The sequence below is a fragment of the Chitiniphilus eburneus genome, from assembly GCF_005048205.1.
In the GTDB taxonomy this organism is placed as follows: Bacteria; Pseudomonadota; Gammaproteobacteria; order Burkholderiales; family Chitinibacteraceae; genus Chitiniphilus; species Chitiniphilus eburneus.
The window spans coordinates 117,043-141,194 of the sequence record NZ_SUMF01000009.1 but is presented as its reverse complement, the minus strand read 5'-3'; the positions used below and the strand labels follow the sequence as shown (position 1 = coordinate 141,194).

The 24,152-nt window shown below is 63.9% G+C and carries 24 protein-coding genes; 10 read left to right on the top strand and 14 right to left on the bottom strand.

What is annotated here, in order from left to right:
- A partial coding sequence (locus tag FAZ21_RS20280; protein WP_169307348.1) for an RHS repeat domain-containing protein occupies positions 1-3,071 on the bottom strand: 3,071 nt, incomplete at its 3' end.
- Positions 3,072-3,323: 252 nt separating this feature from the next.
- Complete coding sequence (locus FAZ21_RS10410) at positions 3,324-4,106, bottom strand: inositol monophosphatase family protein (RefSeq protein WP_136773374.1); 783 nt, start codon at positions 4,104-4,106, stop codon at positions 3,324-3,326.
- Between the two features lie 296 nt (positions 4,107-4,402).
- Between FAZ21_RS10410 and FAZ21_RS10405 the strand changes: the two genes are divergently transcribed.
- Positions 4,403-5,182, top strand: a complete 780-nt coding sequence (locus tag FAZ21_RS10405; protein ID WP_136773373.1) for an RNA methyltransferase — start codon at positions 4,403-4,405, stop codon at positions 5,180-5,182.
- Here FAZ21_RS10405 and clsB read toward each other — a convergent pair.
- The 3 genes from clsB to FAZ21_RS10390 all read right to left on the bottom strand — a co-directional run bounded on the left by clsB (position 5,170) and on the right by FAZ21_RS10390 (position 7,826).
- Entirely contained in the window at positions 5,170-6,396 is a 1,227-nt protein-coding gene (clsB, locus tag FAZ21_RS10400; RefSeq protein WP_211243433.1) for a cardiolipin synthase ClsB, read from the bottom strand. The two genes, FAZ21_RS10405 and clsB, sit on opposite strands and share 13 nt — an antisense overlap.
- Complete coding sequence (locus FAZ21_RS10395; RefSeq protein ID WP_169307347.1) at positions 6,396-7,154, bottom strand: endonuclease/exonuclease/phosphatase family protein; 759 nt, start codon at positions 7,152-7,154, stop codon at positions 6,396-6,398. Before FAZ21_RS10395 ends, clsB begins: the two co-directional genes overlap by 1 nt.
- A gap of 168 nt (positions 7,155-7,322) precedes the next feature.
- The gene (locus FAZ21_RS10390; protein WP_136773372.1) at positions 7,323-7,826 is read right to left on the bottom strand and encodes a glycoside hydrolase family 108 protein; all 504 of its coding nucleotides are present in this window, start codon (positions 7,824-7,826) and stop codon (positions 7,323-7,325) included.
- Between the two features lie 131 nt (positions 7,827-7,957).
- Here FAZ21_RS10390 and FAZ21_RS10385 point away from each other — a divergent pair, with 131 nt between their 5' ends.
- Complete coding sequence (locus FAZ21_RS10385; protein ID WP_246038594.1) at positions 7,958-8,533, top strand: DUF421 domain-containing protein; 576 nt, start codon at positions 7,958-7,960, stop codon at positions 8,531-8,533.
- Between the two features lie 230 nt (positions 8,534-8,763).
- On the opposite strand, the gene FAZ21_RS10380 is transcribed toward FAZ21_RS10385, so the two are convergent.
- Together FAZ21_RS10380 and FAZ21_RS10375 are read right to left on the bottom strand one after the other, a co-directional pair.
- Positions 8,764-11,154 carry a catalase gene (locus tag FAZ21_RS10380; RefSeq protein ID WP_136773371.1) on the bottom strand — a complete coding sequence of 797 codons (2,391 nt, stop codon included), beginning with the start codon at positions 11,152-11,154 and terminating at the stop codon, positions 8,764-8,766.
- A gap of 264 nt (positions 11,155-11,418) precedes the next feature.
- Entirely contained in the window at positions 11,419-11,628 is a 210-nt protein-coding gene (locus tag FAZ21_RS10375; protein ID WP_136773370.1) for a KGG domain-containing protein, read from the bottom strand.
- A gap of 584 nt (positions 11,629-12,212) precedes the next feature.
- Between FAZ21_RS10375 and FAZ21_RS10370 the strand changes: the two genes are divergently transcribed.
- Complete coding sequence (locus FAZ21_RS10370) at positions 12,213-12,542, top strand: STAS domain-containing protein (protein WP_169307346.1); 330 nt, start codon at positions 12,213-12,215, stop codon at positions 12,540-12,542.
- Here FAZ21_RS10370 and FAZ21_RS10365 read toward each other — a convergent pair.
- Entirely contained in the window at positions 12,535-12,936 is a 402-nt protein-coding gene (locus FAZ21_RS10365) for a hypothetical protein (protein WP_136773368.1), read from the bottom strand. The two genes, FAZ21_RS10370 and FAZ21_RS10365, sit on opposite strands and share 8 nt — an antisense overlap.
- Before the next feature lie 233 nt (positions 12,937-13,169).
- Between FAZ21_RS10365 and FAZ21_RS10360 the strand changes: the two genes are divergently transcribed.
- Positions 13,170-13,484, top strand: coding sequence for a hypothetical protein (locus tag FAZ21_RS10360; RefSeq protein ID WP_136773367.1), 315 nt, complete (start codon positions 13,170-13,172; stop codon positions 13,482-13,484).
- A 5-nt stretch (positions 13,485-13,489) separates the two neighbouring features.
- On the opposite strand, the gene FAZ21_RS10355 is transcribed toward FAZ21_RS10360, so the two are convergent.
- The 3 genes from FAZ21_RS10355 to nudB all read right to left on the bottom strand — a co-directional run bounded on the left by FAZ21_RS10355 (position 13,490) and on the right by nudB (position 16,023).
- A complete protein-coding gene (locus FAZ21_RS10355; RefSeq protein WP_136773366.1) occupies positions 13,490-14,893 on the bottom strand; it encodes an aldehyde dehydrogenase family protein in 1,404 nt (467 codons plus the stop codon).
- A 19-nt stretch (positions 14,894-14,912) separates the two neighbouring features.
- The gene (locus FAZ21_RS10350; protein WP_136773365.1) at positions 14,913-15,158 is read right to left on the bottom strand and encodes a hypothetical protein; all 246 of its coding nucleotides are present in this window, start codon (positions 15,156-15,158) and stop codon (positions 14,913-14,915) included.
- A gap of 421 nt (positions 15,159-15,579) precedes the next feature.
- Complete coding sequence (gene nudB / locus FAZ21_RS10345) at positions 15,580-16,023, bottom strand: dihydroneopterin triphosphate diphosphatase (protein ID WP_136773364.1); 444 nt, start codon at positions 16,021-16,023, stop codon at positions 15,580-15,582.
- A gap of 34 nt (positions 16,024-16,057) precedes the next feature.
- Between nudB and FAZ21_RS10340 the strand changes: the two genes are divergently transcribed.
- The 3 genes from FAZ21_RS10340 (at position 16,058) to FAZ21_RS10330 (ending at position 18,540) form a co-directional block, all read left to right on the top strand.
- Positions 16,058-17,293 carry an aminotransferase class V-fold PLP-dependent enzyme gene (locus FAZ21_RS10340; RefSeq protein WP_169307345.1) on the top strand — a complete coding sequence of 412 codons (1,236 nt, stop codon included), beginning with the start codon at positions 16,058-16,060 and terminating at the stop codon, positions 17,291-17,293.
- Complete coding sequence (locus FAZ21_RS10335; protein ID WP_169307344.1) at positions 17,290-17,721, top strand: SufE family protein; 432 nt, start codon at positions 17,290-17,292, stop codon at positions 17,719-17,721. The genes FAZ21_RS10340 and FAZ21_RS10335 overlap by 4 nt, the downstream gene beginning before the upstream one ends.
- A 72-nt stretch (positions 17,722-17,793) precedes the next feature.
- On the top strand, positions 17,794-18,540 hold the full coding sequence (locus FAZ21_RS10330; RefSeq protein ID WP_136773362.1) for a basic amino acid ABC transporter substrate-binding protein: 747 nt from the start codon (positions 17,794-17,796) through the stop codon (positions 18,538-18,540).
- A 62-nt stretch (positions 18,541-18,602) separates the two neighbouring features.
- Here FAZ21_RS10330 and dnaB read toward each other — a convergent pair whose 3' ends face one another.
- On the bottom strand, positions 18,603-20,072 hold the full coding sequence (gene dnaB / locus FAZ21_RS10325) for a replicative DNA helicase (RefSeq protein ID WP_246038592.1): 1,470 nt from the start codon (positions 20,070-20,072) through the stop codon (positions 18,603-18,605).
- Positions 20,073-20,165: 93 nt separating this feature from the next.
- Between dnaB and FAZ21_RS10320 the strand changes: the two genes are divergently transcribed.
- Together FAZ21_RS10320 and FAZ21_RS10315 are read left to right on the top strand one after the other, a co-directional pair.
- Positions 20,166-20,594 carry a type II toxin-antitoxin system RatA family toxin gene (locus FAZ21_RS10320; protein WP_136773361.1) on the top strand — a complete coding sequence of 143 codons (429 nt, stop codon included), beginning with the start codon at positions 20,166-20,168 and terminating at the stop codon, positions 20,592-20,594.
- Positions 20,587-20,889: an RnfH family protein gene (locus FAZ21_RS10315; protein WP_136773360.1), complete on the top strand. Its 303-nt coding sequence runs from the start codon at positions 20,587-20,589 to the stop codon at positions 20,887-20,889. The genes FAZ21_RS10320 and FAZ21_RS10315 overlap by 8 nt, the downstream gene beginning before the upstream one ends.
- A 22-nt stretch (positions 20,890-20,911) precedes the next feature.
- Here FAZ21_RS10315 and FAZ21_RS10310 read toward each other — a convergent pair whose 3' ends face one another.
- Positions 20,912-21,268 carry a cupin domain-containing protein gene (locus FAZ21_RS10310; protein WP_136773359.1) on the bottom strand — a complete coding sequence of 119 codons (357 nt, stop codon included), beginning with the start codon at positions 21,266-21,268 and terminating at the stop codon, positions 20,912-20,914.
- 1 nt (position 21,269) lies between these two features.
- Positions 21,270-22,931 carry an ABC1 kinase family protein gene (locus FAZ21_RS10305; RefSeq protein ID WP_308418435.1) on the bottom strand — a complete coding sequence of 554 codons (1,662 nt, stop codon included), beginning with the start codon at positions 22,929-22,931 and terminating at the stop codon, positions 21,270-21,272.
- On the opposite strand from FAZ21_RS10305, the gene FAZ21_RS10300 reads away from it, so the two are divergent.
- The gene (locus tag FAZ21_RS10300) at positions 22,900-24,150 is read left to right on the top strand and encodes a C40 family peptidase (protein ID WP_211243431.1); all 1,251 of its coding nucleotides are present in this window, start codon (positions 22,900-22,902) and stop codon (positions 24,148-24,150) included. The two genes, FAZ21_RS10305 and FAZ21_RS10300, sit on opposite strands and share 32 nt — an antisense overlap.
- Positions 24,151-24,152 lie beyond the last annotated feature (2 nt).

Genomic DNA, 24,152 nt, shown 5'->3' with positions numbered 1-24,152 from the left:
GCGTCTTGGGGCCGGGTGCTGCCGCTGTACTGGTAGAGGCGTGGTTCGGGATACTGGACGCGGCAGCCAGCTTCGCCATTGCGCCATTGTTCGCCACGGTTGTTCCAGTCGGAGGCGCAGGTGTTGTATTGCGCCAGCCAGGCATTGTAAGCGGCCTGGTAGCGGCCGATCGGGTCGGGGCGACCATCCTGGAAGCTGCCTTGGCGCGGTTCGTCATACAGTGCGCGGCAGGCTTTGTCGGCACCATAGCTGGCACCGGGTTCGGCATAGCCGGGCGCGGCCGGCGCGGCGCCAGGGGCGCTGGGCGGGTTGCCGGGGTGCACCGGGGCGGTCGGGGCCACCGGCACCGGCGGCAGGGTGACGTTGTTGCGCACCTGATGGGTGAGCGGCCAGCCGCGTATGTCGTAGCCGGTCCGGTCCTGGCGGCCGTTGGCGCCTTGCCAGTAGGTCAGTTGGCTGCGTTCGTTGTAGTGCAGGGTGGGGACGATCTCGCCCAGCCGGGTCGGGCGGCCGAAGGCGTCGGGGTTCAGGTCGAGGCGGCGGTGGTCCGGGTAGACCAGTGCGCTTTGGGCGTCGTTGGCGTTGTATTCGTGGCGCAGGGTCAGGGTGCGGCCGGCCGCTACCAGGGTTTCGCTGGTGAGGTTGTCGTTGGCGTCGTAGCCCTGGCTGCGCTGTACGCTGCTGTTGTTCAGGGCGATCAGGTTGCCGTTGCCGTCGTAGCGGCGGCAGGTCATTTCGGTGCCGTCGTTGTACCAGCTGCTGCTCAGGCGGTTCTGGGCGTCGTAGGCGTATCCGGCGGCGGTCTGGCCGACGTGGCGGGCGACGAGGTTGCCGGCGGCGTCGCGCCCCAGGTAGGTGGCGCCGGTTTCGGGGTCGGTGCGGGTGATCAGGTAGTGGCGGTGGTCGTAGCCCCAGTGGCGGGTGACGCCGTTTTGGCTCACGCTCAGCACCTTGCCCAGCAGGTCGCGCTGGATGTCGGTGGTGGCGGCGGCAATCGGTGGCACCACCTTGCGTAGTGTCTTGTCGTCGGGGTTGCCGAACACCTGATAGAAGCGGGAGGTCTGGTAGCCGCGCTCGTTGATTTCGGCGACGGCGCTGCCGCTGTAGCCGTAGCTGCGGGCGCTGCCGTCGCTGTGGGTCAGTTGGGTGACGCGGTTGAGTGCGTCGTAATCGGTGCTGTCGCCGATGCTCTGGTTGGGATAGCTCTCGAAGGTCTGGCGGCCGAGTGTGTCGTAGCGGCGGCTGATGACGATGCCGTTGACGGTGCTCTGGATGGGGCGGCCGAAGCCATCCCAGTCGATGCGGTCGCTGTAGTTGCCGCGGGTGAGCGTGCGGCTGGTGGCGCTCCAGGCAATGCTGGTCGGGTTGCCCTGCGGTGGGGTGATCCGCGTCAGGCGGTTCAGCGCGTCGTACTGGTAGCCGGTGACGGTCCCGCGTCCGTCGGTGAAGCTGAGCACGTTGCCGTCATCGTCGACGCTGCGCGCCAGGGTGATGGCGGGGCTGGCCGGGCAACTGGCCAGTTCGCTGCCGGTGGCCACCGGACGGACTTCGCTACGCGGGATGCCACGGTAGTAATCGGCATAGCGGGTGACGAAGCCGCGCGGGTCGGTGGCGGTGGTCAGTTGACCGGCGGCGTCGTAGGTGTAGCTGCGGGTGACGCTGTCGCGGGTTTCGTTCAGGAGGTTGCCGTGGCTGTCGTAGCTACGGGCCGTGCTCGATATCGGGGCCACGCCAGCGGCGGCGCGCACATACTCGGCGCTGACTTTGTCCATGATCCAGCGGCTGGTGTCGGTGACGTAGCTGCGTTCGATGCGGCGGCTGTCGCCGTTGTCGCCGGTTTCGTAGGTGGCGGTGACCCGGCCGTAGGCGTCGTACTCGTGTGCGGTGCTGAAGGTTTTGCCGTCGCGGGTGAGGGTTTTGCTGGCTTGCAGCGGCACGCGGCTGACGCTGCTGCGGCAGGTGCTGCTCAACACGCTGGGGGTGTTGCTGCTGATCTGGGCGTAACGCCAGTCATAGCTGGTCTGTTCCAGCACCGTGCCGGCACTGTTGGCGGTGCTCTGACTCAGCAGCAGGCCACTACGCCACTGGTCTTCCTGGCAATTGGCAATGTCGTAGGGCGAGACATAGCCATACGTCGTGGTACCCGCTGGGGTCGTGACGATTCGGGTGCCGCTCTTGATCTGCGCCTGATCCCCTCCCGTGGGGAAGCTATAGGCGACATAAATGCCGTCCACGCCTTTGCCGGCGTAGAACTGGTACGTCCACACCCCGCCGTCGCTGGTGGTCTTGCGCATCACCGCCGGCCGCGGCTGTTCGCGCACGTACTTGGCGATTTCGTCGCGGCAACCTGGCTGGTTGCAACTGTCAGGAATGTCGTTCGGCGCCAGGTAGCGCACGTAGTCGAGCCGGGTCTGGCCGCCGCTGGGGTAGGTGATGCTGGTGAATAGCGGGAACTGGGTGCCATTGGGCGGGATGCCCGTCATGTAGGTTTCCCAGTTGCGGTAACCCAGTTGCCAACTCAGCCCATCCGGCTGGGTCATGGTCAGTTGACTATCACCTGGGTAGGCGAACGACCAATTGCGGCTGCCTGCCGTGACGCTAGCCACCTGCGGCATTCGTGTCGCTGGCTGGCCGGTGTTGCTCCAGGTGATGCGGATCGCCCGCCCATCGGCGGCGGTCAGGCTGGTCAGCAGCATGCCGTCGTAGCCGTAATCCACGCGGTTGCCGTTGGTATCGCTGGCGGAAGCCGGCAGGTAGTAGTCGAATTCACCGCCCAGGCCGGTGTAATAGGTGGAATCCGGTAGGGCCGATACATTGCCGAAGGGGTAGCTGGAAAGCGCTGCGCTGAGGGTGCGTCCTTGCTGCGGCTTGATGACCGACAATTGGTAGGTGGTGCCGTTCGGCGATTTAAGGATCGCCGCCTCCCAGAGCCCATCTTTTTGCAGCCACCAGTTGCCGCTGGTGCGGAAGGTCCCTGTCATCGGGTAGCCGGTGGGTGAGGTATCCGTTCTGTAGAAACGCTGGGTGCTGCCGTCCGGCAACTCCAGGGTGGGCGTCACCGGATTCGACACGGAACCCCGACCATCGCGCACCCGCGGCGGCCGGATCGGTTCGGCAAACGGTTCCAGCGAGTTGTAGGCCCACTGCACCGTCAGCGGCCCGCCCCCTCCAATCCCTTGTTCCAGATCGAGGCCTAAAAAAAGTTCAGGGCTTCTACAAGATCGCCATCCACAGACTCAATGTCAGCAAAGCCGTCATTGTCTCTGGCGAGTTGCAGAAGCCCCAGATACGCGAGCCCCGATCAATACAGGGCTTGCGTAGTGTTACCGGAGGTGTTGCTTGATCAGATGCAGCATCTGCCCGAACACGCGCGGCGTGCCGCACAGCACGTCGCCGGATTGCAGGTAGTGTTCTTCGCCGGCCAGATCGGTAACGAGGCCGCCCGCTTCCTGTACCAGCAACGTGCCGGCGGCGATATCGCAGGTTTTCAGGTCGAATTCGAAGAAGCCATCGAAACGGCCGCAAGCCACGTAGGCCAGATCGAGGGCGGCAGCGCCGGGGCGGCGTACGCCAGCGGCCTGCTGCGCCATGTCGCGGAAGATGGCCAGGTAGGTTTCGAGGTTGTTGAACTTGGTATACGGAAAGCCGGTGCCGATCAGTGCGTCGGACAGGTCGCGCACCTTGGAGACGCGAATGCGGCGATCGTTGAGGAAGGCGCCGACGCCGCGCGTGGCGGTGAAGAGGTCGTTGCGGTTGGGGTCGTACACCACGGCCTGGGTGATCACGCCCTTGTGTTCCAGTGCAATCGAGATCGCGTATTGCGGAAAACCGTGCAGGAAGTTGGTGGTGCCGTCGAGCGGATCGATGATCCAGGTGTATTCCGATTCGCCGCGCGCGCCCGATTCCTCGGCCTCGATGGCATGCTTGGGATAGGCTTCGAGGATGGTTTCGATGATGGCGGTTTCGGCAGCGCGGTCAACCTCGGAGACGAAATCGTTGTGGCCCTTCTTTTCGGGCGTGATCAGGTCGAGGTTGTTGGAGGCGCGCTGGATGACGGAAGCGGCACGGCGGGCGGCGCGGACGGCCGTGTTGAGCATCGGATGCATGGTGATTCCCTGATTGGACGGCGAAACGGTCGAACGCGGCAACCAGCGCAGGCGCTGGAGCCATGGCCGCCCCGGCGAACCAGGGCATCGATGCGAATTGTGTCGCGGGCTGGCGCCCGACCGGCTTCTAAAGAACGAAAATTTTCCGCATTCTACCGGGTTTCGCGGCGCGCAAAAACAGGCCGGTGTACCATCGCGCCTCGGCCGCGTCCGCCGTTGGCCGCCGGTTGCAGGCCTGCATGCCGGCGAGGCAATGGCGTTTGTGCCAATACGCCGTTCATCCCATAGGTTTCCCCATGAGCAAGACCGACTGCCTTTCCGCTTTTCGCGTGGTGCTTTCCCACACCTCCCACCCCGGCAACATCGGCTCCGCTGCGCGGGCGATGAAGACCATGGGCATCACCCGGCTTTATCTGGTGAACCCCAAGGAATACCCATCGGAAGTGGCGACTTCGCTGGCCTCCAGCGCCGATGACGTGCTCGATGCCGCCATTGTCGTTGGCTCGATGGCCGAAGCGCTGGTCGGCACCACGGTACAGGTGGCGATGACGGCGCGGCGGCGCGAGTTGGTCCAGCCGCTGTCCACCCCGCGCCAATTGGCGCCGGAGCTATTGGCCGAAGCCCGGGGCGGCGGCGAGGTGGCGCTGGTGTTTGGCACCGAGATGAGCGGGCTGACCATCGAGGAAGTCCAGCAATGCAATCGGCTGGTCACCATCCCCACCAATCCGGATTACTCCAGCCTCAATCTGTCGCAGGCGGTTCAGGTGCTGACCTATGAGCTGTTCAGTTGCCTGTCCGACGATGTGAGCCATCTGGAGGAAAAACCCAAATACGCCAGCCACGAACACGTCGAGCTGTTCCTGGAACACCTGGAAAGCACCTTGCTCACGATCGGCTTTCTCAAGCCCTATGCGCCCAAGCGGCTGATGCCACGCCTGCGGCGCCTGTTCCAGCGCACCCGGCTGGAGCAGGAGGAAGTGGATATCCTGCGAGGCATCCTGCGGGCCACGCTGGAATACGACCGCCACGCCGAACGCCCGGCCCTGCCCAGCTCGAAGCGCGATCACTCCAGATAGCGCCGGCCCCCGTAGCCGGTCAGGCCCATAATCAGCCGCACCAGGCCGAAGCAGCTCCAGACCAGCGCCCGCAGCGTCCACCCGGCGTGCGATACATCGGCCAGGTTCACGCGGCGGGCCGAGACGGCTACCTGGCGCAGGATATCGTCGCGCAGCTCGCCCGCCAGCGCCGCATCGCGCACGAACACATTGGCTTCGCGCGCCAGCAGCAGGCTGAACGGGTCCAGGTTGGAGGAGCCAACGGTGGACCACTCGCCGTCGATGACGGCCGCCTTGGCGTGCATGAAACCCGCATAGTATTCGTGGATTTCCATGCCGGCGACGAGAAAACGCCGGTAATACGCGCGCGTGGCCCAATGCAGCAGGAAATGATCCACCTGCCCCTGCATCAACAGCACCACCCGCACCCCGCGTGCCGCCGCCGCGCGCAAGGCGCGCCGAAAGCGATAGCCCGGCAGGAAATAGGCATTGGCGATCACGATTTCATGGCGCGCAGCCTGGATCGCCTGTAAATAGGCCAGCTCGATACCGTGGCGATGCCGCAGGTTGTCGCGAATGGCAAAACCCGCCACCACATGGCCACACGGCGTGACATCCACCGGTACGCGGCTTTTCGCGGTCCATTCCGGGCGCAACTGCACCCAGGCGGTATGGCGCCATAGCCGATCCGCCGCCGTATGCATCTGCGCCACCACCGGCCCTTCCACCCGGAATGCGTAGTCGTAACGCGGCGCCAGCCCAGGCAGGCCGGGCTCCAGGTCGCTCAGGACATTGATCCCGCCCACGTAACCGACCCGGCCGTCGATCACCACCAGCTTGCGGTGCAGCCGGCGCAGGCGACTGGTATTGAACGACAGCGGCCGGATATCCGGCCGGAAAAACAACAGCCACGCGCCGGCCGCTTCCAGGCGGTCGCGCCAGGGTTGCGGAAACTGTCGCGCCCCAAAACCGTCGGCCTGGATTTTCACCCGCACGCCGCGCACCGCCGCGGCAATCAGCGCATCGACCACGCGCGCACCGATGTCGTCGGCTTCGAACAGATAGGTTTCGAGAAAGATCTCCACCCGCGCGGTGTCGATCTCGGCCAGCAGCAAAGGGAAATAATCGGTGCCGTTGTACAGTAGGCGTACCCGATGGCCACCACTGAAGCGCATGGCGATCACCTTCGGCGGCCGCCAGTTCCGCAATTGGGTCAGTGCCCGGGCCTTGCGCATCAATTTGGCTTGCTGCGTGCCAGCTCCGCGTACAGCGGCGCATGATCGGACAGGCCGATCCATGGCTGCCCGCCCAGCACATCCGCCACAGCGATATCGAAGCCGCGCACGTACATGCGATCCAGCGTCAGCACTGGCAACCGTGCGGGAAAACTGCGGGCGTGGGCGCCATGCAATGTTTCGAACGCTTCGGTCAGCCCCAGCTCGTGCGCCATGAACGGCGTGGCTTCGCAGCGCCAGTCGTTGAAATCGCCGGCCAGGACCACCGGCGCATGCATCGGCACTTCGGTATGGACATATTCGGCAAGCAGTTTCAGTTGCTGCCGTCGATCCTGCGCCCGCAGGTTCAGATGGACCGACAGCGCATGCAGTGGCCGTGCCCAGCCCGGCACTTCCAGCACTGCATGCAACAGGCCCCGCTGTTCGAACTTGTGCAACGTCAGGTCGTGGTTGTCCCAGCGGCGCACCGGAAAGCGCGACAGCAGCGCATTGCCATGGTGGCCATGCCGATAGTTGGCATTGCGCCCATACAGCGCGGTGAGATCGGCACCGGCGAGGTATTCGTGCTGCGGCTCGTGCGGCCAGTAGGCAAAACGTTGCGCCTGGCGCCGGTGTGCGCCCTGCACCTCCTGCAACAGCACGAGATCGGGATGCAACCCTTGCAGGGCTTGCCGCACCTCATGCACCACCAGGCGGCGGTTGAAGGTGGAAAGCCCTTTGTGGATGTTGTACGAGGCAACACGCAAAACATTTTTCAATTGAATCAACCCGTTACGCAGGATTTTCCGGCACGCGCGGTTCGGGGGACGCGGCTGGCGAATCAATGAAATCAAGCGGTTAGCGTTCGAACCTGACTGAATAATGCGGCCAAGGTCGTCCGCAAACAAGGTGCGTTTAGCGTGAATTTGCTTCGGAAAGGGCCTACATCACGCATCCTCCGCGCTGTAGCGCAGATTCTCGGCCACGCGGTTGACCCAGCCCTTGCCGAAGGTCGAGAACGTGGGAAGCTTGGTGTAGAACAGCAGCCGTTCCGCATTGAAGCGCAGCACCACATCCTGCGTGCTCAGCGCCCGGATCGCTTCGAGCGTCTTGTTGCCGACAATGCCATCGTCCGTCACCCCCACGGCACGTTGCAGGAAGCGGATGGCGTTGCCGAGCCCGTGATTCACCGCAGCATCGAACAACTGGAAGGCGATGGCGCCCGAATAGCGGTCGCATTTGGCACGATCCCAATACGCCGTCTTGTAGATGCGCTTGGCCTGTTCGCGCGTCAGCGCCTTCATCGAGCCGGTGTAGCCGTTCTCCACCGCCACGCGCTTGGTCACACCCCAGTTGGTTTCACCGCCCGGGTCGGACGGGTGATTGACATAGCCACCTTCGTGGCTGATCAGCCGCTCGAAGGCCTGATCGAAGTTCATTGGTTTGCTCATGGTTCCCTATCCCCCGCGCGTCTTTGCGCTCGATGCGGTTCATCGCCCCCGGCGTGTCCTTGCGGACGGGAGCACTTGATTGTGTGTAGCCCGTCCCGCCTGATGTCGCCGTCATTTTTACATTTTTCGAGATGCGCCCGGACATACCGGCAAGTGAATCGCATTTCGCGTCGCGGCACGCATCTTGCTGGAAGCTCAGCATTGAACATCGGCGCGAGGGGAAAATGGACTGGGACATTGTTTTGGAAATCAATCAGCCGATCTGGGAAACCCTGCTGCGGGGCACGGCCATTTTCTGGATGCTGTTCCTGATCTTCCGGCTGATCCTTCGGCGGGATTCCGGCTCGGTCAATATTTCGGACGTGCTGCTGATCGTGATCATTTCGGAGGCAATCCAGCAGCCGATGGCGGGCGATATCAAATCGCTGCTCGAAGGGTTGCTGTTGGTCGGCACGCTGGTGTTCTGGAACATGCTGGTGGACTGGATCTGCTTCAGATATCCCCGAATCCAGAAATACCTGGAGCCGCCACCGCTGCTGTTGATTCGCGACGGCACGATATTGCGCGAGGGGCTACGGCGCGAAATGATCACCATGGCGGACCTGCTGAGCAAATTGCGCGAACAGGGCGTCGATGACCCCAGCAAGGTAAAGCGCGCCTATATGGAGCCCAACGGCAATGTGTCGGTCATTCCCATGGAGCAATAGGGTGGCGATGGGTGGCGCAGAGCACAAAGCCCCAGCCGGGGCGCCCCATCTGGGTTACGGGTTGCCGCACGCCTTGCATCGTCTGCAACCCGAAAATGCGATTGATCGCCTTTCGGCGTTCGCATGCCCCACCAGCCTGGGGTAGCCGGGTTTGGGCCGCCAGCGCACACGGCAACGCACCCATGAAAAACGACGCCCAAGGCGTCGTTTTTCATGGGTGAATCGGCCCGTCAGACAGCAGGAGGATCAACCTCGCGCGAGTAATCGCGCGGCTTGCCCAGCAATGCGATGAAAGCCTTCGTGCCCTCCTTCATCGTCGAAACCCGCAGCAAGGCCGGGTCAGTGGCCCCTTCCGCCAGTGCGGCGCCTATCCCCGCCTTGTCCAGCAATCTGCCACCGGCCCCCACCGCCAGGATCGGCTTGCAATGCCGGTATTGATCGCGAACGAACTCCAGTGCATTGCCCACCTGGGCCAGCGTGGCAATCGCCGCCTCGCCGTCGGGAATGACCAGCGCATCGAACAGTACGGCGGGCATGGCTTCCAGCGTTGCCTCCACCGGCAGCGTACGGCCGTTGCCGGTTACCTGCCCGAGCCGGACGCCCAGCAGCCGTGGCACACCGCCATCCGCCAGGATGGCCTGGTACAGCGCGGCCACGTCCTCCGTCTCGACACCCTCGGCCACCAGGATCGCCACCCTTCTGGCCCGGATCGAGCCATCTCCGGGCTGGGACAGCAGCGATAGCGCGGGCGACGGTGCCGGCACCGGGAAATCGCAATCGCTCACCAGCGGCGCGGCGGGCGGCAGCGTAAAGCCCAGGCCATCGGCCACGCCTTGCGCCAGGACTTCATCGACATTGACCAGCAGCGACACCACGCGCTCGCGGATCGCCGGCACTTGCACGCGCGTCAGCTCGAAGCGGAAGGCATTGACGATATGCTGCTGCTCCGCCGCCGTCTGGCTGCGCCAGAACAGACGCGCCTGCGAGTAATGATCGGCGAATTTCTCCGGCTTGCCGCGCACCTTGTCCTCGGCCACCGGCTCCGGAAAGCTGGTGAAACCACGCATGCCGGCCTGGAACGGGCAACCGCCACCCAGCGAATTCGGCTCATAGGCGACGCGGCCACGCGGGATACCCTGCCGGTGCATGCCGTCGCGCTGGTTGTTGTGCACCTGTGCCAGCGGCGCATTGATCGGAATTTCGTGGAAATTGGCCCCGCCCAGCCGCGAGATCTGCGTATCGACGTAGGAATGGATACGCCCCTGCAACAATGGATCGTTGGTGAAGTCGATGCCCGGAATGATGTGCGCGGTGCAGAACGCCACCTGCTCGGTTTCCGCGAAGAAGTTGTCGGGATTGCGATCCAGCACCAGCCGGCCGACCGGGATCACCGGCACCATTTCCTCGGGTACCAGCTTGGTGGCATCGAGCACATCGAAATCGAAGCTTTCCGCCTGGGCTTCGCTGAAAATCTGAAGGCCCAGCTCCCATTCGGGATAAGCGCCGGCCTCGATCGCTTCCCACAGGTCGCGGCGATGGAAATCGGGGTCCGCGCCGCCGAGCTTCACGGCCTCGTCCCACACCAGCGAATGCGTGCCGGCCACCGGCGTCCAGTGGAATTTACAGAACACCGCTTCGCCCTGATCGTTGATCAGGCGGAAGGTATGCACGCCGAACCCCTGCATGGTGCGATAACTGCGCGGAATGGCACGGTCCGACATCTGCCACAGCAGCATGTGCGTCGATTCGGGCGTCAGCGAGACGAAATCCCAATAGGTATCGTGCGCCGACGATGCCTGCGGCATCGCGAAATGCGGCTCGGGCTTTACCGCATGGACCAGGTCGGGAAACTTCATCGCATCCTGGATGAAGAATACCGGGATATTGTTGCCCACCAGGTCCCAGTTGCCCTCGTCGGTGTAGAACTTCACCGCGAAGCCGCGCACATCGCGCGCGGTATCGATGGAGCCCCGCTCGCCCGCAACGGTGGAAAACCGGACAAAAACCGGCGTGCGCTTGCCCGCCTCGGCGAACGGCGCAGCCTTGGTAAAACGGCCCAGCGGCTGATAGTTCTCGAAATAGCCGTGTGCGGCCGACCCGCGCGCATGCACCACGCGCTCGGGGATGCGTTCGTGATCGAAGTGGGTGATCTTCTCGCGCAGGATGAAATCTTCCAGCGCGGTTGGCCCGCGCAGGCCGGCCTTCAGGGAATTCTGGTTGTCGGCGATCGGCACGCCCTGGTTGGTGGTAAGCGCCCGGCCACCGGAATCGACCCGGACGCGATCCAGACTGCCCCCCGCATGGTTTTCGCCCTGCGGCGGCTGGCCGGAGCCAGTCTTGGGCGAGCCGTTGCGCTCGGTGACCGTGCCCGCTACCGCCAGCGGATCGGCCGGCTTGACCGACGCCCCCGTTACCGGGCAGCGCGCGGCATCGCCATATTCGCCGGGCTTGTTCGGATTGGAGGGCATGGCGGCCGACAACTCGGCGGACTGCACCACTTTGCGGAGCAGTTCCGCCGGCGCGACGCCCTGGCCCGCGCTTGCGGAAACACCCGCGGCCGGGCCCGATACCGTGGAAAGCGCCGAACCCGCGCCGATTCCGTCCGCGTTTTTCTTCGTCATGGCCGATTCTCCGTGTTGGGCTGGGCGCAAGCGCCCATTCAGTGAAATGGGGGAGCAAGCCACCATAGAGAACAAGCCGAAAGCGCGTTATCGGACGATCGACCAACTCCTTGTAGGAAAAAGAAGCACGTCGCGTGTAACGCGGCAATTCGCCCGAAGCGATGTAGTTTCTATCCCCGGCTGCAAAATTTGCCGTGGGGATATTTTTGAAATGGCAATACCAAAAGGGCGCCCAAGGCGCCCTTTCGTGATTCAGGCAGTCAATTACCGCCCGTTGTTGTTGCTACCACGGCTGGCCTGGCCGCCCTTGCGGCCTGCTTCGCGTGCTTCCTCGGAATCGAATTCGTGCGCCGAGCCCTTCTCGTGGGCTGCCTTGCCGCCCTGGCTGGCGATGGCGCGTTGCTTGTTTTCGTCCATCGAGGCAAAGCCGCGATTACTGCCTTGATTGCTACCTTGCTTTCCTTGGGTACTCATCGGATGTCTCCTTGCAGGAAAATGAAAGTTGCGTGGTGCGGCAAATCGCGGCCGGGCCGCCTTGCCACGAGCCCATGGTGAGGGAGCCGCCACCCCAGGGTTATCAGTGGCAGCACAAAATCCACGTAGGGGAAAACTGTCGGAACTGACGGCCAGCTCCTTCACCCCTGTCCCGGCGTCCGCCTCGCCGGCCCTTCCCCGATAGAAAAGCCCCGTCATGCGAGGCGGGGCTTTTCCTTGCCAAGGACAACCGTTCTTTACATCACCGCACGGCACATACCCTATGCTCAAAACCCATGACAAATACATGCCGCCATCCAACAGCCGTTCATCCCTCAGCAATAGCCGTTCACGCCCTTTGCTGGCTGTGGCCGCTGCTGAGTGCAATGGGGAGTATTTGTCCTTGGCTTTCAGAAAAAGCAAATTGAATCAAATGGACGCCACCGCCGCCCCGCTACCAGTCCTCATCACTTTTCGCATTGGATCACGAAAACAATACTTTCTTATTGCTTGCAAAAAGATCGCCAAGGCCAATAATGAAATTGCCACCCTCCCGGCAAACCTTGTCAGCCCGGAAACCGACCGTGCCCACACATTGCCATCTTTCGTCTCAAGGCCAGGTTTGTCTCGCCGTCCATGGCGAGTTCACCTACACCTGTGAAGCGCACTTTCACGAGGCCGCGTACCTGGCCTACGACGCACCGGCGCATGCGCCGCTGGTGCTGGACCTCGGGGGGGTGGTCTATATGGATACCGCCGCCATCGGGCAGTTGCTGATCCTGCGCGAGCGCATCCATCCCCGCCCCATCGTGCTGGCCAATTGCAGTGAAACCGCCAGAGTGGTGCTGGATATCCTGCATCTGGGCAATCTGTTCGCCCTGCCCGCACCGCGTCCTGTATCGCTCATCAATTGACCTGGTTTCGCTGTGCTGGCGGCTGGGGCTGATGCAGACGCGGGGGCACGGCTTCGCCCTCGATCACATCCAGCATCGCTACCGTTTCGCGCACTTGGTCGCGCTCCCTCGTCATTGACCGTTCACGCCGCAGATGACGGCCTTGCAGCAGCAACGCCAGTACGGCCAATGCGCCGATGGCGCCATGCCAATAGCCGAAACGATATTCGCCAACGAAACATAGCGCACCCACTGCGGCGAGCAACGCCACCGTCAATACCGCGCCCACGGCATGGCGTACCCGAGGCACCACCAGTGCGGTCAATACGCCATAGCGGCGGCCCAGCATGCGGCGGGTGTGAAGGCGTCCGGATGCGCCGCGCATCCGGTGCGATGAACTGGATTGCGTCGTCATGATGGCCTCTCCGTGCATGCGCTGATCTGTCCAGCGTAAAGACCCGCCACGCCCCATGCAGTCGGCCGCCCTCGCATCGTGATGTAGGCGCGTGGCGGGCCGGGCCGCATCGAACCGACAGATGGATGGCCACCCGACCCACGACAACGGCCATCTGTCGCTGGACAGATGTACACCCCAATCGCTACCGTATGCTCGATTGACAGCCGATCATCTGTAACGAGCACGCCCCGATGTCCTTGCCCTACCCCGTGGTTCTCACCCCCGTCGATGAGATCGGCGGCATTCCCTTCCAGGTCGAACTGGAAGACGGCCGCTTCGTGGACTGCTTCATCAGCATCGATGCGCTGGCCAGCAACTTCACCGCGTGCGACACCAAGGAAGGCCGTATCCGCACGCTACAGGCGCGCACCCTCTTTACCGCACTGGTACGAGACCGCATGGCCGCGGGCGACGAAGAGCCGGTCTATCTCACCTACGCCATCGTCTACAGTTACCTGTCCCGCCCCCCGGCCAGCACGCCGTTGCCGCCACCCCCGGAAATCTGAGCGCGTCACCTCCTGGACAGCAGCCACTGCACCAGCCGCCGGCCCAACGGGCGATAAGGCGGCTTGAATACCCCCATCGTCCAGGCAACCCACCGACTTTGCAGCAACACGCCGCGCGCATGGGAAAACCGCCGGAACCCGTCCTCGCCGTGATAGGCCCCCATGCCGCTCGGGCCGACACCGCCAAATGGCAGGTTGTGCTGCGCCAGGTGGAACATGCAATCGTTGATGGTCACGCCGCCCGAAGCGGTGTTCGCCAGTACGCGATCCACCCTGGCGCGATCTCTATCGAAGTAATAAAAGGCCAGCGGGTGCGGCTGGGCAGCGAGTAGCGCCAGTGCGTCCTCCGGCGTGCGATAGGTAAGGATCGGCAGAATGGGGCCGAAGATTTCTTCGCGCATCACCCGCATGTCCACCGTGCAATCGAGCAACAGCACCGGCGCAAACGCCCGGCCCCGGCAATCTTCCCCCACCGGATAAAGCGCCCTGGCGCCCAGCGCGAGCGCATCGTCCAGCAACTCGCGCAGGCGTATGGCGGCGGCATCGTTGATCAGGTGGGCATAGTCGTCGTTGTCAGCGGCTTGTGGCCACCGCAGGCGCAACACCGCGCCGGCGGCCTCGAGGAACTCCGCCGCATGGGTTTCGGGCAGCAGGACATGATCGGGCGCCACGCAGGTCTGGCCGGCGTTCCAGAATTTCGCGGTGCAGATACGGTCGGCGGCTTCCTGCATCGGGAACGACGCATGCACCAGCGCCGGGGATTTGCCGCCCAGTTCCAGCGTTACCGGAGTGAGATTGTCCGCCGCCGCATGCAGCACCTGCCTGGCGATGCGCGCCGAGCCGGTGAACAACAGGTGATCGAACGGCAAGGCGCCGAAGGCGGCGGCAATATCCGCCCCGCCCTCGATCACCGCCACCTGCTCAGGCGGAAATACCTGCTCGATCAAGGCCCGGATCGCCGCCGCCGTGGCTGGAGCCAGTTCCGAAGGCTTGAGCATGACGTGGTTGCCGGCCGCCAGTGCATCGACCAGGGGCGAAAGGGTCAACAGGATGGGGTAGTTCCAGGCGCCGATGATGCCGACCACGCCCAGCGGCTGGTACAGCACCCGCGCCCTGCCGGGGCGGAACAGCCCGTTGACGGCAACGCGGCGCGGACGCATCCAGCGATGCAGGTGCTTGCGGGCATGGCGTATCGCATCCAGCAATGGCACCAGTTCCAGCAATTGCGTTTCCGCCGCCGGGCGACGGCCGAAATCGGCGTTGACCGCGGCCACCAGCGCGTCCTGCTGCGCGCGCAGGGCGCGGCCAAGCGCCGCCAGCGCGGCGCGACGCTGCTGGCACGAGGCAGCCGCGCCCTGCCCGAATGCCGTGTGCTGCGCCTGGAATCGCTGTTCAAGCTCGAAGGTCATCGGCCCCTCCAGTCCGGGACTACTTCACCCCGAAGCGCTCCATCAGCAGGTCCCCCACCGACACGCCCTGCTGGGCGGCCTGCCGGCGCAGCCATTTGACGAAAGCGTGATCGAGTTCCAGGGAGGTGGTGCCGGCATTCTGCCGCGAGCGGCGCTTGCGTTCCGCGACAGTCATCGCGCGGGCACCCAGGGTGGGCCGGCCGCGTTTACGTGGCGCATCCAGGCCCGGCAATTCGGCAGTGTGGCGATCGGCAACATGCTTCATCGAAACCCCCTTTCATCATGTTCTTCATCATTTTGCACTATTTTTGTGACGTGTCACAAAATAAATGAGAAAAATATTCGTGACCTGACACGAAATCAAAAATTCAGCCGGAATAGAAATTATGAAATTATAGTCATATCAAATAGATACAAAGATAAGTCAACAAACCACATCAACATCAACAACGCACCCCCACACCCCCACCGAGCCCCAGCAGATTCATTTCGTGACAGGCACAAAACAAGCACACCCGCCGCGCTCCAAAGAAAAAACCCCGCCAGGGGCGGGGTGAATAACAGGGGGTTGAGCCGGGGGTAGTGGCTCAGCAACAAAGATAATGCGTGGCCGCCCCGTCGGCGCCGTGAAGAATGCCACGCAGCGACAATCGTTTTTGTGCGCAACCAGGATGGGGCGCCCCCCCTCAGTTGGCGATGCGTTGCGGCAACTGGCGCAAGGCCTCGGCATTCGATGGCGAAAACACCGCTTCGGCGGCGGCGTGCCAATCCAGCCACTGGAAACGGCGATGCTCACGTGGCGCCAGCCGCACGGCGATCTCCGCAGGGACCTCCAGGCTGAATACGTGTTCGGTATTGGTCGTCACCCCCGGCGGATAGCGATGGCGCCAGATTTCGTAGATTTCGAAGTCGGTACAGCACTGCCAGTCCCGCAAGGTGTACAAGCCGGCGTCGATGCCGGTTTCCTCCGCCACCTCGCGTCGCGCCGTGTCGGACAGGTGCTCCTCGCCTTCGCGACTGCCGGTGACCGATTGCCAGGCATTGGCGAAATCGTTGCGCTCCAGCAGCAACACCCGCAGGTCACGGGTATGGATCAGCACGAGCACGGAAACGGGTTGCTTGTAGGTCATGGGGCGCATTATACAATTGCAGTCGATACCCTCGATGAGCCCGCCTGTGCCTCTTTCTCCCGCTTTCGACGTTGCCGCGTTGCGCGAGCAGTTTCCCTTGCTTTGCGCCCAGCCAGCGCTGGTCTACCTGGATAACGCGGCAACCACCCACAAGCCCCGGGCCGTTCTCGACGCCGAACGCCGTTTCTACGAAACCAGCAACGCAAACGTGCACCGCAGCGTGCACCGCCTGGCGCACGCCGCGACCGACGCCTTCGAAAATGCCCGCAGCACCATCGCTCGCTTTCTCAATGCGCACGACGCCAGGGAAATCGTCTTTACCCGGGGCACCACCGAGGCGATCAACCTGGTGGCGCAAAGCTGGGGGCGCAGCCAGTTGCACGCCGGCGACGAGATCATCCTGACCATGCTGGAACATCACGCCAACATCGTGCCCTGGCAGATGCTGGCCGCCGAACGCGGGTTGACGTTGCGCGTGGTCGAGCTGCAACCGGACGGTAGCCTGGATCTGGCCCAGTTCCGGCAGCTCATGGGATCGCGCACGCGCCTGCTGGCGGTCACCGCGCTGTCGAACGCCATCGGCACCCGCCCGCCGCTGCGCGAAATGATCGACACCGCCCACCGCCATGGCGCGCGGGTGCTGGTGGATGCCGCGCAAGCCATGGCGCACGACATCATCGATGTGCAGGACCTCGACGCCGATTTCCTGGTGTTTTCCGGCCACAAGGTGTTCGGCCCGACCGGCATCGGCGCACTGTGGGCGCGAGGCGACCTGCTGGCGGGGATGCCGCCCTGGCAAGGCGGGGGCGAGATGATCGAGCGGGTGAGCTTTTCCGGCACCACCTATCAGGCACCGCCCTACCGATTCGAGGCGGGCACGCCGCCCATGGCCCAGGCAGTGGGCCTGGCGGCGGCGCTCGACTGGCTGGGTGCGCTGGATCGCCCCGCGCTTGCCGCCTACGAGGACATGCTCCGCGCCACGCTGGAGCACGGCCTGGCTGCCCTGCCCGGCGTGCGGGTGGTCGGCACGGCGCCCGGCAAGGGGCCGCTGGTGTCGGCGGCGTTCGAACAGGCCCATCCGTTCGACGTGGCTCAGTTCCTCGATGCGCGCGACATCGCCGTGCGCGTGGGCACGCATTGCGCGCAACCACTGATGGAAACGCTACAGTTGCCCGGCACCTTGCGCATCTCGCTGTGCGCCTACAACACCGTGACCGAGGTGGAAGCACTGCTGTCTGCACTGGCCGATACGCTGGAGTGGCTACAGTGACCTTCGATCGTGCCCGCATCACCGAGCAGTTGGGCCAGGCCGCGAGCTGGGAAGCCAAGAACCGCCTGCTGGTACAGATCGCCCGCGAACTACCGGCGCTGGATGACGCCGACCGCGACGACGCGCATCGGGTTCACGGTTGCGAAAGCGGCGTGTGGATGAGCCTGGACTGGCGCGACGACAGGCTGACCCTGCGCCTGGACAGCGACTCCCGCGTGGTCAGGGGGCTGCTGGTGCTGGTGCTCGCCGCATTCCACGGTCGTAGCGCCGACGACATCCTGTCGGTGGATTTTGCCGGCTGGCTGGCACAACTGGGGCTGGCACGCTTTCTCACCTCGTCGCGCGCCAACGGGCTGAAAGCCATCGTCGATCGGGTGCGCGATGCCGCAAGCAGACACCTGGCCGACCGCCCAGCCAGGTATTGTTGATTTCACGCATTGCCCCCGGGCAATGCGCCAGCGCATGCTGAAAGCGCCACTGTACCGATAAGGATCATCGCCATGCGTATTCTTCCGAAATGCGCCGTCGTCCTGTGCTTCGCCCTGTTGCTCCAGGGCGCCGCGCACGCCGAACGCCCCTATATCGTCGGCACCGAGGCCACGTTCGCCCCGTTCGAATCGCTGAATGAAAAGCAGCAGATCGTCGGCTTCGACGCGGAGCTGATCCAGGCCATCGCCGACCGGGCCGGTTTTCAGATCAAGATGATCAACACCCCGTGGGAAGGATTGTTCATCGGGCTGCAACGCGGGGAGCGCGACATTGTTGCCGCCGCGGTGACCATCACGCCAGACCGCAAGCGGACGATGGATTTCTCCGCGCCCTACTTCGAAGCCAAGCAACTGATCATCACCACCCAGCACAACAAGATCGACGCCATGGACAGCCTCAAGGGCCAGAAGGTCGGCGTGCAGGGCGGCACCAGCGGCGACGCCGTGGCGCAGCAGCACTTCGGCAAGACCAGCCCGGACATCGCCCGCTTCGACAGTATCGTCCAGGCCCTGGAGGCATTGCGCGCCGGCAAGGTGGCAGCGGTGATCGCCGACAATGGCGTGGTCAGGAACTACCTGGTCGAAAACCCGAATGCCAGGTTGCGACTGGTGGATGATCCGGTGTTTGAAAAGGAGTACTACGGTATTGCGGTGAAAAAAGGCAACAAGGCGCTGCTGAACCGCATCAACAAGGGCCTGGACGCGGTCAAGGCCGACGGCACCTATCAGAAAATCTACCTGAAGTACTTCGGCAAATAGGCGTCCGCCGCCGCAAACAGAAAACCCGGCGACGCCGGGTTTTTCATTGGGGGTCGCAACGCCTATTCCAGGTCGCCCGACCAGCCATCCGGGCGCATCAGCGCGTTCTCGAAGCGTGAGTACATCCCCTTGAACACCAGCGGCACCTTGCCGACGGGGCCGTTACGATGCTTGCCGACAATACACTCGGCCAACCCTTTGTGCGGCGAATCCGGGTTGTAGTACTCGTCGCGGTACATGAACATGATCAAGTCCGCGTCCTGCTCGATGGCGCCCGATTCGCGCAAGTCCGACATCATCGGGCGCTTGTCGGTGCGCTGCTCCACCGAACGCGACAACTGCGACAACGCGATGATCGGCACTTGCAGTTCCTTGGCCAGCGCCTTGAGCGAGCGCGAGATTTCGCTCACCTCGCTGGCGCGGTTCTGCTCGCGGCCGCCGGCGCGGCCCGCCATCAACTGGATGTAGTCGATCACGATCAGGCCGAGCTGCCCCCCCACCTGCCGCGCCAGCCGCCGCGCGCGGGTGCGCAGGTCCAGCGCGGTCAGCGCACCGGTTTCCTCGATGTAGATCGGCGCCTCGGACAGCTTGTTCACCGCGTGGGTGAGCTTCATCCAGTCCTCGTCCTCGAAGCGGCCGGTCTTGAGCTTGTGCATGTCGATCTTGCCGATCGAGCCGACCATCCGGGTACCGAGCTGCGACGCGCCCATTTCCATCGAGAAGATCGCCACCGGCAGCTTCAGCTCGCAGCCGACATGCTCGGCAATATTGACCGAGAATGCGGTCTTGCCCATCGACGGCCGGCCGGCGACGATCACCAGATCGCCCTTCTGCAAGCCGGAGGTCATCTTGTCCAGATCGATGAAACCGGTGGCGATGCCGGTAACTTCGGACGGGTTGTCCTGCTGGTACAGATGGTCGATGCGCTCGACGATCTCCTTCAGGATCGGCGGCATGGCGATGAAGCCCTGCTTGCCCTTCTGCGACTGCTCCGCGATGCGGAACACGCTCGATTCGGCCTCGTCCAGCAGATCGGCCGCCTCGCGGCCGTTGGGGTTGTAGGCCGAATCGGCAATTTCGGTGCCGACGCTGGCCAACTGCCGCATCACCGATCGCTCGCGCACGATCTCGGCGTAGCGGCGGATATTGGCGGCGGATGGTGTATTGCTCGCCAGCGAACCCAGGTAGGCCAGCCCACCCACGTAGGCCAGGTCATTGGCGTTGTCGAGCGACTCCGCCACCGTGATCACGTCGGCCGGGCGGTTGTGTTCGATCAGCTTGGTGATGTGCTGCCAGATACGCGCGTGATCGTCGCGATAGAAGTCGGACTCGAACAGGATGTCCGCCACCTTGTCGAAGGCGGTGTTCTCCAGCAGCAGCCCGCCGAGCACGGATTGCTCGGCCTCCAGCGAATGCGGCGGCAGCTTGATCGCCGCCACCTCGGCCACCGCGTCGGCATCCCGGAATGGTGCCGCGTCATAGTCGGCGCCCGGTTGCGGGGCGTATTCGGCGGCGGTAGGATGCTCGATCATTTTGAAGCCTGTTCAATGCGTACGGCTGGGCGTTACGGCCGGCCATTTTAACAGCAGCCCCTGCCCGGGGCGATCACCAGACGCTTTCCCTGCATGCAGCGTATCCGCAAGTCCGTTCTCGTTCCCCACTCCGCCGCGCAGATGTTCGAGCTGGTCGACCGCGTGGAGGACTACCCCAAGTTCCTGCCCTGGTGCGGCGGAGTCGAAGTCCACGAGCACACCGACACCATCCTCGATGTGACGATCCGCGTGGAGTTCCTGCGGGTGAAAACCTTTTTCCGCACTCGCGACGTCAAGACCGACAACCGCATCGACATGGTCTTTGTCGATGGCCCGTTCAAGGCACTGCACGGCCTGTGGGAGTTCACGCCATTGATGGAAGATGCCTGCAAGATCGAGTTCTCGCTCGACTACGAATTCTCCAGCCGCACGCTGGAAACGGTGATCGGGCCGGTGTTCGGCAAGATCGCATCCACCTTCGTCGATGCCTTCATCGCCCGCGCGGACACCCTGCATGGCTGAGCTTTCCGTGGAAGTCGTCTACGCCCGGCCCGATGCGCAGCGGCTGGTCGCGCTCAGGCTGCCCGAAGGCAGCACCGCCGCCGACGCCATCCGCGCCAGCGGCCTGCTGGAAGCGTTTCCCGAGATCGATCCGGCCAGCCAGGCGATCGGCATCTTTGCCCGCGCCTGCAAGCCCGATACCGTCCTGCGCGATGGCGACCGGGTGGAAATCTATCGTCCGCTGATCGCGGACCCGAAGGAGGTACGCCGCCAGCGGGTGGCGGCCGGCAAGTCGATGAAAAAGGGCGAGGCCTGAACGCCCGGTTGCGCCACGGCGGTCAATCGGTGCGATCGCGCACCACGTAGTACTTGCGTACCGGCTCCACCACCTCGAAGCACCCCACGAAGCCCGCGGGGATCACGCCTGCCTCGCCGGCGCCGAATTCCTCCGCGTGCCCGGCTTCATCCCACAGCCGGACCCGCCCTTCGATCACGCAGAAGAACTCGTCCTTGGTGTCGGCAAAGCGGATGTTCCAGCTTCCCACCTCGCACGCCCAGATTCCGCACGACAGTCCGTCGCGCGCGTAGTGCTCCCAGGTGGTGCGTTGCGGATTGCCGGCCACCCGACGATCCGGGCGCGGCTGGTCGAAGGTCGGCGCCACCTGCAGCCGCGACAACGCAACGATCCCGGCCATGTCAGCGCTCCTCCTTGCCGGAGACCCAGATCGAGAACACCAGCCACAAGGTGTTGAAGAACGCGATCAGGAAGCCGATCAGCCCCAGCGCGGGCAGGCCGAACAGCATCGGGCCGCTCTTTACCGTCATCACGATGCTGGAACCGATGATCAGCGAACCGGTGACGATGCCCAGCGTCAGGCGGTTGGCGCTCTTGGCCAGTTGCGTGCCGAAGCGGTCCAGCCGCTTCAGGTCCAGGTCCACCTTCAGGTGGCCGCGCCGCGCCTGTTTGATCAGCTTGCCGAAATCGCGCGGCAGGCCGGCCAGGATATCGAACGCCTCCAGCAACCCTTCCTTGCCGGAACGCAACAGGGAATGAGGGTGGTAGCGCGAGATGATCACCTCGCGCACGAACGGCGTCAGGTGATGGACCATCTGGAAGTCGGGGTCGAGTTGCCGTCCCAGCCCTTCCAGGGTGATCAGCGCCTTGAACAGCAGCGTGAGATCGGAGGGCAGCGTGATCTCGTGCGCGCGCATGATGACGGCCACATCGTTGAGCAGATGACCGAACTGGATATCCTTCAACGACAGGTTTTCATAATTGAACATGAAATCGGCGATGTCGGCGGCGAGTTGCTCCTCGTCCACCACCACCTCGCCGGTCCAGTCCATCAGCACGTTGAGAATGCCGCGCTCGCTGCGCTCGGCCAGCGCCGCCAGCAGATCGACGATCTGATCGCGGCGCGGGTGCGGCAGCCGGCCGACCATGCCGAAATCCAGGAAGGCGATGCGGTTGCCCGGCAGATACTTGACGTTGCCGGGGTGCGGATCGGCGTGGAAATAGCCATCGATCAGCACCATCTTCAATACCGCGTTGGCGCCACGCGCGGCCAGCACCCTGCGGTCGTAGCCTTCCGTGGCCAGCAAGGCGATGTCGTTGCCCGCCAGCCCGCCGATCCAGGTCTGCACGTTGAGGCGCTCGCTGGTGTAGTCCCAGTGGATGGCCGGGATCACGATATCCGGGTGGGTGGCGAAATTCTGGGCGAAGCGCTCCAGGTTGCGCGCCTCCACCGACAGGTTCAGCTCGCGACGCAGCGATTTGGCAAATTCATCGACGATCTTTACCGGCTGGTAGCGGCGCGCATCGGGAAACTCGAACTCGGCCAGGCTGGCGATATGGCGCAGGATGCGCAGGTCGGCCTCGATCTTGGGAATGATCTCCGGCCGGCGCAGCTTGAGCACCACTTCGTCGCCATTGTTGAGCCGGGCACGATGCACCTGCGCGATGGATGCCGAGCCGCAGGGCTCTGGGTCGATTTCGGTGAAGACGCTGCAGGGATCGACACCGAGCACCGTGGTCAGCTCGGCCAGGAACAAGGGGAATGGCAGCGACGGGACGTTGCTTTGCAGTTTTTCGAATTCGTAGATCCATTCGGCCGGGAACACATCCACGCGGGTGGCCAGCACCTGCCCCAGCTTGATGAAGGTCGGCCCCAGTTCCTCCAGCGCGCGGCGCACGCGCACCGGCGGATCAAGCGCTTCGATCTCGTGGCTGCCAGGCAGGTGCAGCAGATCCGCGCCGCGCTCGATGCCCTTGGCCAGCCCCAGCCGATGGACCAGGTTGCCCAGACCGTGATGCATCAGGACCGAGATGATCTCGCGCACGCGCGGCAAATCGCGCATGACGGTGAAAGTTTCCTTGAGCATGGGCTGGGCGACCGCGTCGCGGCAAAGTGGGGACAGCCCGGATTCTAGAGCCTCTTCCGAACCTGCCACCAGTTGCTTGTCGATAAGTTGTACCTGCCACCGGCCCGGCCGCGCGCCCGCCGTTGCCAACGCGCCACGTGCAGCTCGTCTTTCCACGATCCCGCGCACCGCCCGAGCGGGATACCGCGCACGGTCGAAGCCAGCGCGGCCAGACGAAGCCCGGCCCGCCAATACCCTCCTCACCAGGGAGACACCGGCAAGCACCCCGAAAAACCGTCCACCTTCTTCATCCAGCGGCCACCCGCCCGGCCTCGCCACCGGAAAAACCTCGGTGGTGGCTTTACAGCGGACGATGGCGTCGATACATTTGCCCCTCATGATTATCAGCAGACGAACACGATCGGCGTTCGTCGCCTTGCTGTTCACCCAGTTCCTTTCCGCTTCCTTCGCAGACGAACCCACGCCAGCCCCCGCCTCGCCCCAGGCACACTGGGCGCAGCAGTTGTCCGAGGGCGCGTCCGATACACCATCGGGCACGGAACCGAAAAAGAACTGGGGAAGCAAAGAAGGCGACCCGTCACAGGATCAGGCCGCCGCTCAGGGCTTGTTGCTCCAGGCAATGGGCCTGATCGGCGTGAAATACAAATATGGCGGCAACGATCCCGAATCGGGCCTCGATTGCAGCGGGTTCGTACGCTATGTCTTCCAGAGCGCGATGAACGTCGCCTTGCCGCACAACGCACTGGCGATGAGCCGGCTGGGCGCCACCATCGAACGCGATGCGCTCAAGCCGGGCGACCTGGTGTTCTTCAATACCCTGGGCCGCGCGTTTTCCCATGTCGGCATCTACCTGGGCGAGGATCGCTTCATCCACGCACCACGCGCGGGCCGCGCGGTAGAGATCGAGAACATCAACCTGTCATACTGGAAAACCCGCTGGAACGGCGCGCGCCGTGTCGATGGCAGCAGCATGACCGGTGTCAACGTGGCCGCGCTGCTGGCCACCGCCGGCACGCCACCCGCACGTGCCACCGGCGATGACGGTGGCAGTTGCCGCAAGGTGACGACAGGCAAGGGCAAGAAAAAGCGCACGACCACGGTCTGCGAACGCAAGCCCGATACCAAGCCCGGCACAAAGGCGAAAAAGGCCAGAGCAACCAAGCCGGCCGCGAGCGGCAAGAAGAAGAAACGCTGAGC